Annotated in this window: 16 protein-coding genes and 1 pseudogene; 5 read left to right on the top strand and 12 right to left on the bottom strand. The window is 65.3% G+C overall.

Features of this window, described 5'->3' with window-relative positions; genetic code table 11:
* Nucleotides 1–99: 99 nt before the first annotated feature.
* Nucleotides 100–336: pseudogene (locus tag ACVWY5_RS14425) on the bottom strand (hypothetical protein); the annotation flags it as partial.
* 290 nt (nt 337–626) lie between these two features.
* A complete protein-coding gene (locus ACVWY5_RS14420; RefSeq protein ID WP_028335116.1) occupies nt 627–1,955 on the bottom strand; it encodes a dicarboxylate/amino acid:cation symporter in 1,329 nt (442 codons plus the stop codon).
* Nucleotides 1,956–2,095: 140 nt separating this feature from the next.
* Here ACVWY5_RS14420 and ACVWY5_RS14415 point away from each other — a divergent pair, with 140 nt between their 5' ends.
* A complete protein-coding gene (locus ACVWY5_RS14415) occupies nt 2,096–2,254 on the top strand; it encodes a DUF5993 family protein (RefSeq protein WP_016842788.1) in 159 nt (52 codons plus the stop codon).
* Nucleotides 2,255–2,262: 8 nt separating this feature from the next.
* Nucleotides 2,263–2,808, top strand: a complete 546-nt coding sequence (locus ACVWY5_RS14410) for a disulfide bond formation protein B (protein ID WP_028335115.1) — start codon at nt 2,263–2,265, stop codon at nt 2,806–2,808.
* Nucleotides 2,809–2,813: 5 nt separating this feature from the next.
* Here the strand turns inward: ACVWY5_RS14410 and ACVWY5_RS14405 are convergent, their stop codons facing one another.
* The gene (locus ACVWY5_RS14405) at nt 2,814–3,518 is read right to left on the bottom strand and encodes a glutathione S-transferase family protein (RefSeq protein ID WP_028335114.1); all 705 of its coding nucleotides are present in this window, start codon (nt 3,516–3,518) and stop codon (nt 2,814–2,816) included.
* A 94-nt stretch (nt 3,519–3,612) separates the two neighbouring features.
* Here ACVWY5_RS14405 and ACVWY5_RS14400 point away from each other — a divergent pair, with 94 nt between their 5' ends.
* A complete protein-coding gene (locus ACVWY5_RS14400) occupies nt 3,613–4,494 on the top strand; it encodes an SDR family oxidoreductase (RefSeq protein WP_028335113.1) in 882 nt (293 codons plus the stop codon).
* 32 nt (nt 4,495–4,526) lie between these two features.
* Here ACVWY5_RS14400 and ACVWY5_RS14395 read toward each other — a convergent pair whose 3' ends face one another.
* Both ACVWY5_RS14395 and ACVWY5_RS14390 read right to left on the bottom strand, forming a co-directional pair.
* A complete protein-coding gene (locus ACVWY5_RS14395) occupies nt 4,527–4,871 on the bottom strand; it encodes a Lin0512 family protein (protein WP_028335112.1) in 345 nt (114 codons plus the stop codon).
* A gap of 62 nt (nt 4,872–4,933) precedes the next feature.
* A complete protein-coding gene (locus ACVWY5_RS14390; RefSeq protein ID WP_028335111.1) occupies nt 4,934–6,157 on the bottom strand; it encodes an MFS transporter in 1,224 nt (407 codons plus the stop codon).
* A 98-nt stretch (nt 6,158–6,255) separates the two neighbouring features.
* Here ACVWY5_RS14390 and ACVWY5_RS14385 point away from each other — a divergent pair, with 98 nt between their 5' ends.
* On the top strand, nt 6,256–7,197 hold the full coding sequence (locus ACVWY5_RS14385) for a LysR family transcriptional regulator (protein ID WP_028335110.1): 942 nt from the start codon (nt 6,256–6,258) through the stop codon (nt 7,195–7,197).
* 48 nt (nt 7,198–7,245) lie between these two features.
* On the opposite strand, the gene ACVWY5_RS14380 is transcribed toward ACVWY5_RS14385, so the two are convergent.
* The 5 genes from ACVWY5_RS14380 to ACVWY5_RS14360 all read right to left on the bottom strand — a co-directional run bounded on the left by ACVWY5_RS14380 (nt 7,246) and on the right by ACVWY5_RS14360 (nt 11,189).
* Complete coding sequence (locus ACVWY5_RS14380) at nt 7,246–7,950, bottom strand: PA1136 family autoinducer-binding transcriptional regulator (RefSeq protein WP_028335109.1); 705 nt, start codon at nt 7,948–7,950, stop codon at nt 7,246–7,248.
* Between the two features lie 154 nt (nt 7,951–8,104).
* The gene (gene hchA, locus ACVWY5_RS14375; protein WP_028335108.1) at nt 8,105–8,980 is read right to left on the bottom strand and encodes a glyoxalase III HchA; all 876 of its coding nucleotides are present in this window, start codon (nt 8,978–8,980) and stop codon (nt 8,105–8,107) included.
* A 100-nt stretch (nt 8,981–9,080) separates the two neighbouring features.
* Nucleotides 9,081–9,776 carry a GNAT family N-acetyltransferase gene (locus ACVWY5_RS14370; RefSeq protein WP_028335107.1) on the bottom strand — a complete coding sequence of 232 codons (696 nt, stop codon included), beginning with the start codon at nt 9,774–9,776 and terminating at the stop codon, nt 9,081–9,083.
* A gap of 109 nt (nt 9,777–9,885) precedes the next feature.
* Nucleotides 9,886–10,530 (bottom strand): O-methyltransferase, encoded by a 645-nt coding sequence (locus tag ACVWY5_RS14365; RefSeq protein ID WP_028335106.1) that lies wholly within the window; start codon nt 10,528–10,530, stop codon nt 9,886–9,888.
* 26 nt (nt 10,531–10,556) lie between these two features.
* The gene (locus tag ACVWY5_RS14360; protein WP_321176890.1) at nt 10,557–11,189 is read right to left on the bottom strand and encodes a PadR family transcriptional regulator; all 633 of its coding nucleotides are present in this window, start codon (nt 11,187–11,189) and stop codon (nt 10,557–10,559) included.
* Nucleotides 11,190–11,380: 191 nt separating this feature from the next.
* Here ACVWY5_RS14360 and ACVWY5_RS14355 point away from each other — a divergent pair, with 191 nt between their 5' ends.
* Complete coding sequence (locus tag ACVWY5_RS14355; RefSeq protein ID WP_018271231.1) at nt 11,381–11,734, top strand: MmcQ/YjbR family DNA-binding protein; 354 nt, start codon at nt 11,381–11,383, stop codon at nt 11,732–11,734.
* Between the two features lie 21 nt (nt 11,735–11,755).
* Here ACVWY5_RS14355 and ACVWY5_RS14350 read toward each other — a convergent pair whose 3' ends face one another.
* Nucleotides 11,756–12,322: a hypothetical protein gene (locus ACVWY5_RS14350; protein ID WP_028335104.1), complete on the bottom strand. Its 567-nt coding sequence runs from the start codon at nt 12,320–12,322 to the stop codon at nt 11,756–11,758.
* A gap of 90 nt (nt 12,323–12,412) precedes the next feature.
* Nucleotides 12,413–13,378, bottom strand: coding sequence for a GlxA family transcriptional regulator (locus ACVWY5_RS14345; RefSeq protein WP_028335103.1), 966 nt, complete (start codon nt 13,376–13,378; stop codon nt 12,413–12,415).
* Nucleotides 13,379–13,467 lie beyond the last annotated feature (89 nt).

Raw genomic sequence — 13,467 nt, 5'->3', positions numbered from 1 at the left:
CTTGGTACCTACCCACGACCGTCCTTCCGATTCGTGTAAGAGCACCGCGCCCTTGCCCATTAGCAGACGTTGCGAAGGTCGCAGGAGGGTGAGACTCGGTCACTCACGTTCCAAGACTGGCGGCTTCCATGCGTCGATCGCCGTCTCTGGGTAAATCTGCACCGAGCCAGGCTCGAAGTAGCTCTCGATCGCGTATCCGAGCTTGGTCAAATCCGTACGATACCAACCAACGATTCTACCGCGCCATGATGCTCGCCCCTTCTTTGCAGCATAGTCACCCATTTGAAACTTTGCATCTGGGGGCCACGGATCGACCATCTCGCCTCCGACCGAATTGCCTTAAAAAGAAGACATTTTTGCCGCCCCACCTACGTCCCCAACGGGTCGATTTTGTCCCGTCGATCTCGGTCCGAAACCTGACGTTCGATGAGGCGACAGCATACGATAGGCCGTACCTAGCGGACTAAGTCCAGGCTGCGCAATTTCGGAATATTAGAAGAATATCCCTGAGTTGCCCGACGTGTCAAGTTGTTTGGCCCAACGCCGGCCGCCGCCTACTTTGCATGGGGTTGTTTTCGCTATTTTTGGCAGCGCCCCCTGCGACGGCCCCATAACTTCATATTACTCTAGCCTGAGCCGCCCGGCTCCAGCGCCTCGCCGAGCTCGAGCGGATGCGCCATCGTCTCGTGCAGCGCCTGCTTGTCGAGCTCCCCTTCCGACAGACTGATCACGACGCAAGCGACGCCGTTGCCGATCAGGTTGGTGAGCGCACGGCACTCGCTCATGAACTTGTCGATGCCGACCAGGATCGCGATCGACTGGATCGGAATGTCGGGCACGATCGACAGCGTCGCGGCGAGCGTGATGAAGCCGGCGCCGGTGACGCCGGAAGCGCCCTTCGAGGTGATCATGGCGATGCCCAGAATGCCGAGCTCCTGCCAGATCGTCAGATGCGTGTTGGTGGCCTGCGCCAGGAACAGCGTCGCCAGCGTCATGTAGATGTTGGTGCCGTCGAGATTGAAGCTGTAGCCGGTCGGCACCACGAGCCCGACCACCGAGCGCGAGGCGCCGAGATGCTCCATCTTCTGGATCATCTGCGGCAGCACCGTCTCCGACGACGACGTGCCGAGCACGATCAGGAGCTCGTCCTTGATATAGGCGATGAAGCGGATGATCGAGAAGCCGACGAGCCGTGCGATGGCGCCCAGCACGATCAGCACGAACAAGATGCTGGTGAGATAAAAGGTCGCGATCAGCGCTGCCAGATTCAACAGCGAGCCGAGGCCGTAGGCGCCGACCGTGAAGGCCATCGCGCCGAACGCGCCGAGCGGCGCGACGCGGACGATGATCCGGATGATGCCGAAGAACATCTTGGCGGCCGTGTCGATCGCGGACGCAATCGGCTCGCCGACCTTGCCCATGAGAGCGATGGCGAAGCCCGAGAGGATCGAGATCAGCAGCACCTGCAACAGGTCGCCGCGCGCGACCGCGCCGAGATAGCTGTCTGGAATGATCGCCATCAGATGGGCAACGATGCCCTGCTCTTTGGCCTGCGTGACGTAGTTGGAGACCGATTTCGGATCGATCGTGGAAGGATCGATGTTGAAGCCGTGGCCGGGCTGCAGCAGCTCGCCGACCAGAAGACCGACCGCAAGCGCCACCGTCGACACCGCCTCGAAATAGATCAGCGTCTTCAACCCGACCCGGCCGACGCGCTTGAGATCGCCCATCGAGGAGATGCCGTGCACCACGGTGCAGAAGATGACGGGCGCGATCATCATCTTGATCAGCGCGATGAAGCCGTCGCCCAGTGGCTTCAATTCCTTGCCGAGATTCGGATAGAAATATCCGATCAGGACACCTGCCACGATCGCGATCAGCACCTGAACGTAGAGGATCTTGTACCAGGGCTGATGACGGGGATGGGTAATGGGCTTGATCGCGGCTGTGGTCATGAGGTGCCCCGGCTAGGATGAACTCAACTGGTGATGCCATCTTGGCGGAGCCGCGCGCAAGCGACAATGCCCATTCGTGGCGTCGCGAGCGCACACGAATCTGTCATAGACTGCGGCCGGCTCGCATCGGGAGGCTTGGAGTGGAATTCACGGCATTGTTTCTCGCCATCACCATCGCCATGCTGGTGGCCTGGCGTGGCCCGCGCCCCGTCGCGATCGGCCTGTTCGCGGTGATCCTGATCGCCTGCGTCGCGACCTTGCTGCACCACGCCACCGACCGTCTCACTTTGTCGTTCTGAGGCCGGCCATGAACGACACCCAGGCCGTCACCCTCAATGCCGTCGCGCTCTATGGGCTGGCGCTGGTACTGGCCGCCGCCTTTGCCGCGCAGCTTTTGCTCCACGAGCTGCCCTGCCCGCTCTGTCTGTTGCAGCGCATCCTGTTCGCACTGTTGGCGATCGGGCCGATCCTCAATATCCGCTTCGGGCCGCGGCCAAGTCATTATGCGTTGTCGCTGCTGACGGCCGTCGTCGGCGCCACGGTCTCGACCCGGCAGGTGCTGCTGCACATCCTCCCCGGCGACGCCGGTTACGGTTCGGCGCTGTTCGGCTATCATTATTATACGTGGGCGCTGATCGGATTCATCGCCGCGATCGTGCTGCTCGCGGCGATGCTGCTGTTGGACCGCCAGTTCGAGCGCCGCGCGGCGCCGGGCAGCTCGCCCGGCGCCTTCGCGCAAGGTGCGGTGTGGCTGGTGGTCGGGCTGACGGCACTGAATGTGCTCTCCACCCTGCTCGAGTGTGGCTTTGCCGCCTGCGCCGACAATCCCATCGTCTATGAGCTGCTGAAGTAGGCTGCTTAGGGCCGTTTCGGAATATTCAATCCGCGCTCCACGGCCGGCCGCTTGAGACCGCGCTCCAGCCAGGCCGCGACCTGCGTGAACTGGTCGAATTCGACGAGCTCGCGCGCACCGTAGAAGCCGATCAGATTGCGCACCCAGCCGAGCATCGAGATGTCGGCGATGCTGTATTCGTCGTCCATGAACCACTGCCGTCCGGCGAGATGCATCTCCATCACGCTGAGCAGGCGCTTCGACTCGGCGACGTAGCGCTGCAGCGGCCGCTTGTCCTCGTAATCCTTGCCGGCGAATTTGTGGAAGAACCCGACCTGGCCAAACATCGGTCCGATGCCGCCCATCTGGAAATGCACCCACTGGATCGCCTGATAGCGGCGCGCCGCGTCCGCCGGCAGCAGCTTGCCGGTCTTGTCGGCGAGATATTGCAGGATGGCGCCGGATTCGAACAATGGCAGCGGCTTGCCGCCTGGACCGTTGGGATCGAGAATCGCCGGGATCTTGCCGTTCGGGTTCAGCGACAGGAACTCCGGCGTCTTCTGGTCATCCTTGTTGAAGTCGACGAGATGGACCTCGTAAGGCAGCCCGATCTCCTCGAGCATGATCGAGACCTTCACGCCGTTCGGCGTCGGCAGCGAATAGAGCTGAAGGCGGTCCGGATGCTGGGTGGGCCAGCGTTTTGTGATGGGAAAGGCAGACAAGTCGGTCATGTCGACATTCTTTGCAGGGTTGTTGCTTTGCACGGTTGTTGTTGGATGGCTAATGTACGGAGCTCAGTGAAAGCCGCAAGGTCTGCAACCGGCCATGAACGATCAACAGACAGGCGCAACAACAGGCGCAACGCTCGGCCTCTCCGACGACGAACTCGCAACGCACCCGACCGTGTTCGCGGCTGATGCGCTCGCCGGTCAGGTGGTCGTGGTGTCCGGCGGCGCCGGCGGCATCGGCCGCGCCATCGCATGGCTGTTCGCGCGGCTCGGCGCACATGTCGTGATCGCCGGCCGCAATGCCGACCGGCTCGACGCACTGGTCGATCGTCTCGTCCATCGTGGGCTCAAGGCGTCCGCGCATGTCGCCGACATCAGGGATCCCGACGCGGTCAATGCGATGTTCGAGGCGCTGTGGACCGAGCACGGCCGTGTCGATCATCTCGTCAACAGCGCCGGCGGCCAGTTCCCGCAAGCTGCGATCGACGTCTCGATCAAGGGCTGGAATGCGGTCATCAACACCAACCTCAACGGTACCTGGTACATGATGCAGGCCGCGGCGCAGCGCTGGCGCGACCGCAAGCATCCTGGCAGCATCGTCAATATCGTCGTGGTCACGACGCACGGCCTCTACGGCATTGCGCACTCGATCGCGGCACGCTCCGGCGTGATCGGCCTGTCGCGCGCGCTCGCGGTCGAATGGGCGCCGCTGAACATCCGCATCAACTGCATCGCGCCCGGCGCGATCGAGACCGAGGGCTGGAACGTTTACAGCGAAGCGGCGCGCGCCGCCTACCCGCGCTCCAATCCGATGATGCGCCCGGGCACGCCATGGGACATTGCGGAGGCAGCCGTCTACCTCGCCGCGCCCTCCGGCAAGTTCGTCACCGGCGAGACGCTGACCGTCGACGGCGGCGGCCAGCATTGGGGCGAGACCTGGACGACCGGTAAGCCCGACTATTTCAGAGGCGGCGAATAACGCACGCATGCCTGTCGCCTGACGCGCTTCCGTCACTTGCCGTCGTCGAAGCTGACGATGACGGCGGCGTTCGCGATCAGGATCGGGTCGTTGCCGAGATCGGACGGAATCTCGAGCCCACCCGCGACCGCCTTCACGGTCTTGGTGCCATAGGGCAATTCCTTGGCGACCGCTGCGGTGTCGACATCTTCGGGATTCGGCACGGCGATCGTGACGTCGACGAACATGTCGTTGGCGGTCTTGCCGAGCATGCGGAAGAAGCCGAGGCTGGAATGACGGATGGCGTCCGAGACGGCCCGCTTGGCGGCCTTGGTGGCGTCGCGGCCGTGGACGTCGACGCCCATGCCCATTTCGGTGATACAGCGCACGCGTGTCATGAAGGTTCCTGCTGTCGTTGGCGTGAGAGACCGTCACTCCTTCGGCCCCTGCGCGCGCGGCGTCAAGCCGGGTCCCTCGCCTCGCTTACGCTGTTGTGATCGCCCCGCGCCAGCATCCACGCCGCGAGACCGGCAAGGATCGCCGCGGCCACCACCATGACGCAAGCCGCGCTCCAGCCCCATGCCGAGACCACGGCGCCGACCGCGATCGGACCGGTGACCTGGCCGAAATTGCTGCCCGTCATCAACAGGCCCATCATGACAGGCACCATCGCCGCCGATCGCGCCGCGGCGGGTGCGGTTGCCAGCAACGTCGCCGGGATCAGGCCGCCGATCGCGGAGAACAAAAGGCACAGCCAGAATGCGCCCCAGCCGCCGAGCACCGGCAGGAAGATTCCGAGCGCGGACGCGCCCATCACGAATGCCGCCACGGCAATCAGCAAATTGCGGCTGACGCCGCGCGCAAGCAGATGACCGGCGGCGAGATTGCCGACGACGTTGCCGGCCGCGGCCAACGCACTGAGCCCGCCGGCGCCTTGGCTGGACACGCCGAGCCGCTCGGTCAGCACGATCGGCAGGAAGCTGAACAACGCAAAGAACATCAGGCTGTAGAGCGCAAACAGCACCATCAGAAGCGCCGGGGTGCGGCGCTGTGCCAGCGCGGTGGCTTCCCGCATCAGGCCGCTCCGCGCCGCGCCGGTCCGCGATGCCACTTCAGGCACGATGAGGCCGGCTAGGATGAACAGCACGGCAACAAAGGCGGCACTGGCCCACCAGATCGTGCGCCAGCCATCGAAGATCGGTCCGGCGACCAGGGCCAGCGCGATCCCGAACGGCATCACGCAGCTCCACACCGCCATGGTGACGTCACGTGCGCTGACATCGACGACGCGATCGAGCAATGCGGGGGCCGCGACCATCACCAGAAGGAAGCCGAGCCCTTCCAGCATGCGCGATGCCAATAGCACCGCGAGCTGTGGCGCGAGCGCGCCCGAGCCTGCCCCCAGCGTGATCGCCGCGAGCCCGCACAGCAGCACCCTGCGCGTGCCAACCGCGGCAATCACCACGCCCGCCGGAACGCTGCCGACAAGCCCGAGGACCGCAAAGATGCCGGCGATCGTTCCGACCGCGGCAAGGTCGATGCCGAGGCTCTGCTGCAGCATCGAGGCGGCAATCGGAACCTTGCCGACCTGCAGCGCCGCGCCGATCCCGCAACCGATCACGATGGCGACCGTGGCCCATCGCTTCGCCTCGCTCTGCTGCATCACGGCCGTCTCGATCGTCATGCGTCCACTCCGCCCCTGGCTCACGGCACAGAGATAGCGTTTCCCGACCATCGACAGGAGTGATATGTTTTGCATCCGATTGATCGATTTCATAGATCATGCTCGACAACCTGACGCTCGATCAGATCCGCACCTTTGTCGCCATCGCCGAGAGCGGCAGCTTTCGCGCCGCCGCGACCAAACTGGCGCGGGTGCAATCCGCGGTCAGTCATGCCATCGCCAACCTCGAGGCCGAGCTCGGGCTCACGCTGTTCGACCGCTCCAACCATCGCCCGGCGCTGACGGCCGAGGGCAAGGCACTGCTGGGCAACGCGCGCGACCTGCTGCTGCGTGTCGACGCGATGCGGGCGCGGGCACGCAGCCTGGGCGATGGCGTGGAATCGGAACTCTCGCTGGTGGTCGATACGCTGTTTCCGATCGCCGCCGTCGGCGCGGCGCTGACGGAAATGCGGGCGGCCTATCCGTCTGTCAGCGTGCGGCTCGCGGTCGAACCGATGGGCGGTCCGATCGCCGGCTTGACCGAACGGCGCAGCGCGCTCGCCGTCACGGTCGGCGAGGATTTTCGCGATCCCCGTCTTGCGCTCGATGCGATCTGTGCGGTGCAGATCGTCGCCGTCGCCTCCGCAAGCCATCCGCTCGCGCGCCGCGGCCGCAAGAGCGTGGCGGATCTCGCCGATCATCTCCAGATCGTGCTGTCGGATCCGACCCCGCTGTCGGAAGGCCGTAGCTTCGGCGTGCTCTCGCCGCAGATATGCAGGGTGAGCAATCAGGACACCAAGCACGCCATGATCCTGGCGGGGCTCGGCTGGGGCCGGCTGCCGCTCTGGCAGGTGGCGCGCGACCTGAAGGAGCGCCGCCTGGTGCGGGTCGAAACCGGCGCGCTCGGCCGCAACGCCGCGCTTGCAATGGAGGCCTATCTCGCCCACCGGCTCGATGAACCGCTGGGACCTGCGGCACGCGCGTTTGCCGATGCATTGACGCGGATCGCGGCGGGCACGCATGCGCCGAAGACCAGGGCGAAGACGGCGAAGAAACACTGAGCCGCGGCGATCGCTCGCCCGGCCCTGTGGCGGCCGTCCGCAAGCGCCTCAGTCCTCGATCTCACCGCTGCGGATCGCGAGCCGAATGGCCTGCGCTGTCGTGGCGACGCCAAGCCGAAGCCGCGCACGTCGCAAATGGTTCTCGACCGTGCGTTCCGACAGGCCGAGCGATGCCGCGATGTCGGCCTGGCGACGTCCCGCGGAGGTCCAGCGCAACACCTCGCGCTCCCGCGGCGACAGGCTCGACGCACCGTTCGGCTCGTGGGCTTCCATCAGCCCGCGGGCGGCGCGGAAGGCCGCCGCACCGATCATGGTCAGCGCCGCACGCGTCCGCGCCGACGCATCGATCCGCGTCCCGGCGAAGCTCATCGCGCCTTCAAGGCCGGTGCGCCCGAACACCGGAACCTGCAGCCCATGGAAACCGGGCCCGCGCGGCGTGCGCACCACGCGGTACTTCTCGCCGCGCGCCGACATCACCTTGGTCCAGAAAAACGCCTGGTCCACATCGAGGAAATTGCGCGTCACCGGACAATGCCGGACATAGGTCTCGGCATCGACGGTCACGCCTTTGCCGAACCAGTCGCCTTCGACCCAGTAGATCCGGTCAACCAGGTCCTCGCGTGCCGGCGACGCCGAGAACATCACGAACCGGTCGTAGCCGAGCGGCAGGCTCGCGGACCGCACCGCCGCCTGGATCGCGGGCAAGCTCTCGCTGCCCTCGATCGCAACCACGGCTTCGATGTAGCGGTCCATGCGGTACCATCGTGTCTTGCGGAAGGCCGATCGTGCGGCCCAGCGCGTTGAGGATTTTCCCTCAAGCGAGACCGGCCTGCAAGGCGCGCGACATTGAGCCGCCACCGGCGGCGCGGCGGGGTGCGCCGCGCCCGCAGCTTGAGCCGCCGACCGCTCAGCGCCCGCCGAGCGTATCGAGCAGCGCCTTTGCGGCAGCCTTGCCGACATTATTGGCGGCGAAGGGGCTGTCACCGGTGATCAGCTTGCGATCCTGATGGGTCTTGCCGGTGATGTCCTTGTTCAGGATCTCGACGCCGAGCGCCTGCAACTGTTCGCCGAATGCCCAGGTCAGCGCGCCCGGCATGTAGCCGATATCGGGCGTGGTCCGATCGATGGCGTCGGGAAATGCGCAGATCTTGTAGCCCTTGAAGGGATAGTCGCCCTTGGCTTCGCCGACCGCGGACGCCAGCAACGCCGCCGGGCCATGGCAAAGCGAGATGATGTGCTTGTCGTTGTCGAGCGCCCATTTCAGGGCGGCCTTCACGTCGGTGCTTTCGGGCAAGCCGATCAGCGCACCATGGCCGCCGGGAATGAACACCGCGATATAGTCGGAATCCTTGCCGAGCTTTTTTTCGATCACGTCGGAGAGCTTCAGCGGCTGCTTCAGCCTGGGGAGATATTTCTGGTAGATGCTCTTGACCGCGTCGTCCTCCTTCGGAAACGCCCAGAGCTCGAATTTGACCGGATTACCCGACACGGTCGCAATATCGAATTCGAAGCCCGCCTTGTCGAGGTGATACATCGGCAACAAGGTCTCAACGGGATGGTTGCCGGTCGAGAACATCGTGCCGTTCTGCAACAGCAGATAGCGCTCGTCCGCGGCGATCATCAGAATTTTCCAGCGGCCGCCCCTGTAGGCGTTGGGGTAGTCCGCGCCGGAGAGATCCGACTTGGCCGAGGTGAATTGCCCAAGCGAGTAAGGCGACGGAAAGAAAGCGTTGTTCTCCGCCGGATCGGGTACGGGACGCTTGTCCTGGGATTGCTCGGACATCGAGATATCCTCTCTCATCGTGTTGCGATCCGGCAAAGGTAAGCACGAGATCCGCGATGAGGAATGAGGGATTTCCCTCAACCCACTCTGCCGGGCATCCCTACCCCTGCTTCTGCAACACCGTGATGTGCAGGCGGCGGCGGACCTCCATGCCCTGGCGACGATAGAGCGCGATCGCCGAGACATTGCTGGTGAAGACGTGCAGGAATGGAATTTCGCCGCGCGCCACGATCTGGCCGGCGACCGCCGACAGCAGCGCCTGCGCGTAGCCGCGGCCGCGATGCTCCGGATGCACGCAGACGGCGGTCATCTCGGTGTAGTTCCCCGGCTTCATCCGTTCGCCGGTCATCGCGACCAGTTCGCCATTGATACGGATGCCGAAAAAGCTGCCGAGCTCATGCGTCCGCGCACTGAACGGGCCGGGCTTTGTCAGCTCCGTCAACGCCATCATCTCCGGAACATCGGCAGCGCCGAGCGTGACGATCTCGACGCCGGGCGCAGAATGGTCCGCGGGCACGCCGATCATCTGCTCGCCGGTCTCGGCCAGCAGCACCTTGAACTGCGGCGGCACCGGGACAGGATCGGGCGTGAACAGCACCGCGACGTCAGGTCCCGACAGCAGCGCACCGAGCGCGGCAAAGCTCCGTGGCGACATGTCGACCATGTCGGCGAAGGGTGCGATCGCAAGCGGAAAGCGCCTTGCATCGGCGCCGCCTTCCGCCAGCTCGCGTTGTCTCGTGGTCAGCGCGCTCCAGATCGGGCGATCGAGCGGATGATTGGGCGGGACTTCGGACATGCGGCGCTTCGCTCCTGATTTTCCTCGAACAGAGCAAGAAGCGCCGGCAAAATCCAGCATGGCATGGTGTGGTTGCGGCTCACAATCACGACAGCAGGTGAAAACCCCGCTACGCCGCCTTCAGGCAGAGCTCGGTGCCACCCTTGAGCGGCAGCGTGATCGACACGAAGCCGTTGCCGGGATCGCGTACGAATTCCAGGAAATCCGCCTCGGCATTGTCGTTCATGACGTAGCCGCCGACGCGCAGCTGCGGCGCGACGATCTCGATCACCTGGCGCGCCAGCGTCGGGCCCTTGTCGCCCGGCCAGCCGTCGATCAGGATGAAGTCGACGGGACCACCGAGATCGCGCAACGTCTTGCGCGCATCGCCCTCGCGGATGTCGGCGTAATCGGCAAGGCCAGCGTCTGCGAGATTGCGCTTCGCCGCTGCGACCTTGGCCGGCACGATCTCCGATCCGATCACGGTGCCGCCGCCATTGTCGCGCATCGCAGCTGCGAAATAGAGCGTCGACATTCCGACCGAGGTCGCGAATTCGGCGACGCGCTGGGCGCGCAGGCCGCGGCACAACAGATAGATCAGCTCGCCCTGCTCCGGGTGGATCGAGAATCCCTGCTCGGCGTAGTGGTGCGGGTCACGGCTGCCGCTCTGCATCGGATTGCCGCGCACGGGCGCCCGGCGGGTGGCCTGCAGACGCTCGATGACGGCGGTGACGCGGGCATCACGGATCGCGCTGTGCGGTTCGGCGTTGTACATGAAAGGTCTCGTTTGCTGCGACGGCGTCACTGCTGCAGGATCTCAGCGGCCGCGCGGTCGAGGATCTTTGCGATCCGCCGCGCCTCCGCGGCATCGCAGCCGCGCTTCTGGCGCAGCGCGCTCTTCAGCGCGTGACGGGCGCGGTGCACCTCGTCGGACGCTTCGCCATCGAGATCGCTCACGCCGGCGAAGGCTTCGCGCACCTCCTCCATGCGGCGGCCGATCCGCGACAGCGCCTCGAGAATGGTATCCGCGGTCGCGCGGTTCTCGCCGAGATACGCCCTGCCCTGCTCGGTGATGCTGTAGAGCTTGCGCGCCGCGTCCTGGGTGACGCTGGCATGGCCGATCTCCTCGAGGAATGTCAGCGCCGGATAGATCACGCCCGGGCTCGGGCTGTAGAAGCCGTCCGACCGCTCCTCGATCCTCTTGATCAGCTCGTAGCCGTGCGCCGGCTGCTCGCCGAGCAACGCGAGGATGACCAGTTGCAGATCCTGCGACGAAAGCCGCCGCGATCCCGGAAAATCACCGCCGCCACCTCGCCCGAAGAAGCCATGGCCGCCGCGGCCAAAGCGGTGGCCGCCCCGGCCGTGCCGGCCCATGGCGAAGAACCCGAACCGGAAGCCGTCATCGTCCCGGTCGCGAAACATCGATCGTCTCATTTGTCCATTCCTTACTGAAAACATATCTTACGATATATCTACAGATTGAGCGACAGCAACCCACGTTTTCGTGAGACGTCGGGACGAAGCGGCGGCTGGTGCTGGCGGAGGGCTGGCCGGGCTCAGTCCGGGGCTTGCCGACCTTCATGCGGCTGGCCTATGGCTTTAAACGCCTTCCAGCCCTGCGACTCATGCGCCCCAAGACCTTCGAAGCCCATTGTCTGCGCCTGCCCGCCGCCACCAAGGTGGTGCAATGGGAAGGCACGTCGGTGTTCAAGGTCGGCGGCAAGATGTTCGCGCTGGCCGGCGGCTACATCGAGAGCACCGGCGGCTTCATGTTCAAGACCTCGAACATGGCCTATCAGCTGCTGATCGAGCAGGGTCTGGCGCGCCCGGCGCCTTATCTGGCGCGCGCCAAATGGGTGCAGTTGATGGCGAACGACTCCCTGCCCGATGCCGAGCTCAAGGCCTATCTCGACCAGGCGCATGCGCTCATCGTCGAAAAGTTGACGCGGAAGTCGCGCAAAGCGCTCGGGCTCGACTGATCGCCGGAGCCGCAACGCGGCTCAGCTGCCTAGCGGCTTGTCGGAATCGCCCGACAGCAATTTTGGAAACAGCTCCTTGAACGCGAATTTGTCGTCGCCCTTGGCGCGTTCGAAGCGCAGCACGACGTCGAAGCGGCTGCCCTCCCATTTGGTCGGCGGCGTGCCCTTGCTGACCGGGATCAGCGGAAGAATATCGGAAATGATTGCCTTGTGCTCCCAGCACAGCAGCACGACGCCCTTCAGCGCCAGCACCGCAGGCACCAGCCTCGGCTCATCGCCCTTGCCAAAGCTTTCGTTCGGGGTCAGGCCGCGCCGTGCGGCAAGCGCCGAGATCGTCTCGGCCGGACGGCTCGACGGCGGCTGATTGGCCGTGGTGCCCGGTGTCGCGGCATAGATTGCATCGGGCTTGGCATAGTCACCGCCGGTGAGATCGGTGCCGAACAACGCGGTCCACGCGCCCGCACGCTCCCACCCACGGAGCACAAGCGACTCGGTGTCGGACACGCCTTCCGCGGTGAAGCCCGGCCCGGGCCAGCCGTCGCCCGGCTTCTCGGCATGGCGGATGATGAAGAGCGTGAGCGCGTCCATGGGCGGCCTCTCGGGAGAAGATGTGTGGCAGGATCCGGCGTCGGTGACGTCGATCCTATCCCCGATACAGCCTCCGGTTGATGAACCGCATCACAGTTTGCGAAAACTCGCGCGGTACTGCGCCGGCGACACGCCGAGCCGCTCGGTGAACACGATCCGCATCCGGTCGGCCGAACCGAAGCCGCAGTCGAACGCAACCGCCTTCAGCGGCCGGTCCGAGCCCTCGAGCAGCCGGCGCGCGGCGTCGACCCGCGCCCGCTCGACGAATTCATGCGGCGTGATTCCGGTCTCCTGCGCAAAGGCGCGGCCGAAATTGCGCACGCTCATGCCGACGGCTTCCGCCAGCGACTGCAGCGTGTGGCGCTCGCCGACATGCTGCATGACATGCGCCTGCGCGCGCGCAATCGGCGAATTCTCATCGACCGGCGCGGTGAGATAGGGACTGAATTGCGACTGCCCGCCCTGGCGCTGCGCCACCACGACCAGCCGCTTGGCCACCGCGACCGCAACCTGCGGCCCGTGCCGCTCGGCGACCAGCGCGAGCCCGAGATCGATTCCCGCGGTTACGCCGGCCGAGGTCATCAGCTGTCCGTCGCGAATGTAGATGCGGTCGAAGATCACCTCGGCTGCCGGGAAGCGCGCCGCCAGAAGCTGCGCGTTCTGCCAATGCGTCGTCACCTTGTGGCCGTCGAGCAGCCCGGCGTGGCCGAGCGCGAAGGCGCCGGTGCAGATCGAACCATAGAGCTCGGCGCGCGCGGGCGCCCCACGCAGCCACTGTGTCAGTTCGGGATCCGGCGCCGCGTCGGGCAATGCCGGCCCGCCCGCCACCAGCAGGATATCGAACCTCTCCTGTGCCTCGGCGAAGCTGAGATCGGCCGATATCTTCATGCCGTTCGACGCGCGCAGCGGTTCGCAGCCGGCGCCGACCAGCACGGTCTCATAGCCATTCCCCGCGGGCACAAAGCCGTTCGTCTCCGCGAACACGTCGACGGGGCCCGCGACATCGAGCGCCTGAACCCCTTCGTGAATCGCGATCGCGACTCTCTGAACCGCCATACCTTCTCCCTGCCCGCTGGCGCGAAACGACGTCTGGTTGGCCCGATCCGGCGGCGCGCGATCGTTGCGGGATCGGGCCCAACCGGGCG

This window comes from Bradyrhizobium sp. USDA 3256 (genome assembly GCF_054058275.1).
This window is presented reverse-complemented; position numbering and strand designations above follow the sequence as displayed.

What these genes read in the sequence shown, in the direction of transcription:
- ACVWY5_RS14385 (WP_028335110.1), top strand. Translation starts at nt 6,256, where the DNA reads ATGCTCGACAACCTGACGCTCGATCAGATCCGCACCTTTGTCGCCATC.
- ACVWY5_RS14420 (WP_028335116.1), bottom strand. Translation starts at nt 1,955, where the DNA reads ATGACCACAGCCGCGATCAAGCCCATTACCCATCCCCGTCATCAGCCC.
- ACVWY5_RS14410 (WP_028335115.1), top strand. Translation starts at nt 2,263, where the DNA reads ATGAACGACACCCAGGCCGTCACCCTCAATGCCGTCGCGCTCTATGGG.
- ACVWY5_RS14380 (WP_028335109.1), bottom strand. Translation starts at nt 7,950, where the DNA reads ATGGACCGCTACATCGAAGCCGTGGTTGCGATCGAGGGCAGCGAGAGC.
- ACVWY5_RS14365 (WP_028335106.1), bottom strand. Translation starts at nt 10,530, where the DNA reads ATGTACAACGCCGAACCGCACAGCGCGATCCGTGATGCCCGCGTCACC.
- ACVWY5_RS14390 (WP_028335111.1), bottom strand. Translation starts at nt 6,157, where the DNA reads ATGACGATCGAGACGGCCGTGATGCAGCAGAGCGAGGCGAAGCGATGG.
- ACVWY5_RS14345 (WP_028335103.1), bottom strand. Translation starts at nt 13,378, where the DNA reads ATGGCGGTTCAGAGAGTCGCGATCGCGATTCACGAAGGGGTTCAGGCG.
- ACVWY5_RS14350 (WP_028335104.1), bottom strand. Translation starts at nt 12,322, where the DNA reads ATGGACGCGCTCACGCTCTTCATCATCCGCCATGCCGAGAAGCCGGGC.
- ACVWY5_RS14405 (WP_028335114.1), bottom strand. Translation starts at nt 3,518, where the DNA reads ATGACCGACTTGTCTGCCTTTCCCATCACAAAACGCTGGCCCACCCAG.
- ACVWY5_RS14360 (WP_321176890.1), bottom strand. Translation starts at nt 11,189, where the DNA reads ATGAGACGATCGATGTTTCGCGACCGGGACGATGACGGCTTCCGGTTC.
- hchA (WP_028335108.1), bottom strand. Translation starts at nt 8,980, where the DNA reads ATGTCCGAGCAATCCCAGGACAAGCGTCCCGTACCCGATCCGGCGGAG.
- ACVWY5_RS14395 (WP_028335112.1), bottom strand. Translation starts at nt 4,871, where the DNA reads ATGACACGCGTGCGCTGTATCACCGAAATGGGCATGGGCGTCGACGTC.
- ACVWY5_RS14370 (WP_028335107.1), bottom strand. Translation starts at nt 9,776, where the DNA reads ATGTCCGAAGTCCCGCCCAATCATCCGCTCGATCGCCCGATCTGGAGC.
- ACVWY5_RS14400 (WP_028335113.1), top strand. Translation starts at nt 3,613, where the DNA reads ATGAACGATCAACAGACAGGCGCAACAACAGGCGCAACGCTCGGCCTC.
- ACVWY5_RS14355 (WP_018271231.1), top strand. Translation starts at nt 11,381, where the DNA reads ATGCGCCCCAAGACCTTCGAAGCCCATTGTCTGCGCCTGCCCGCCGCC.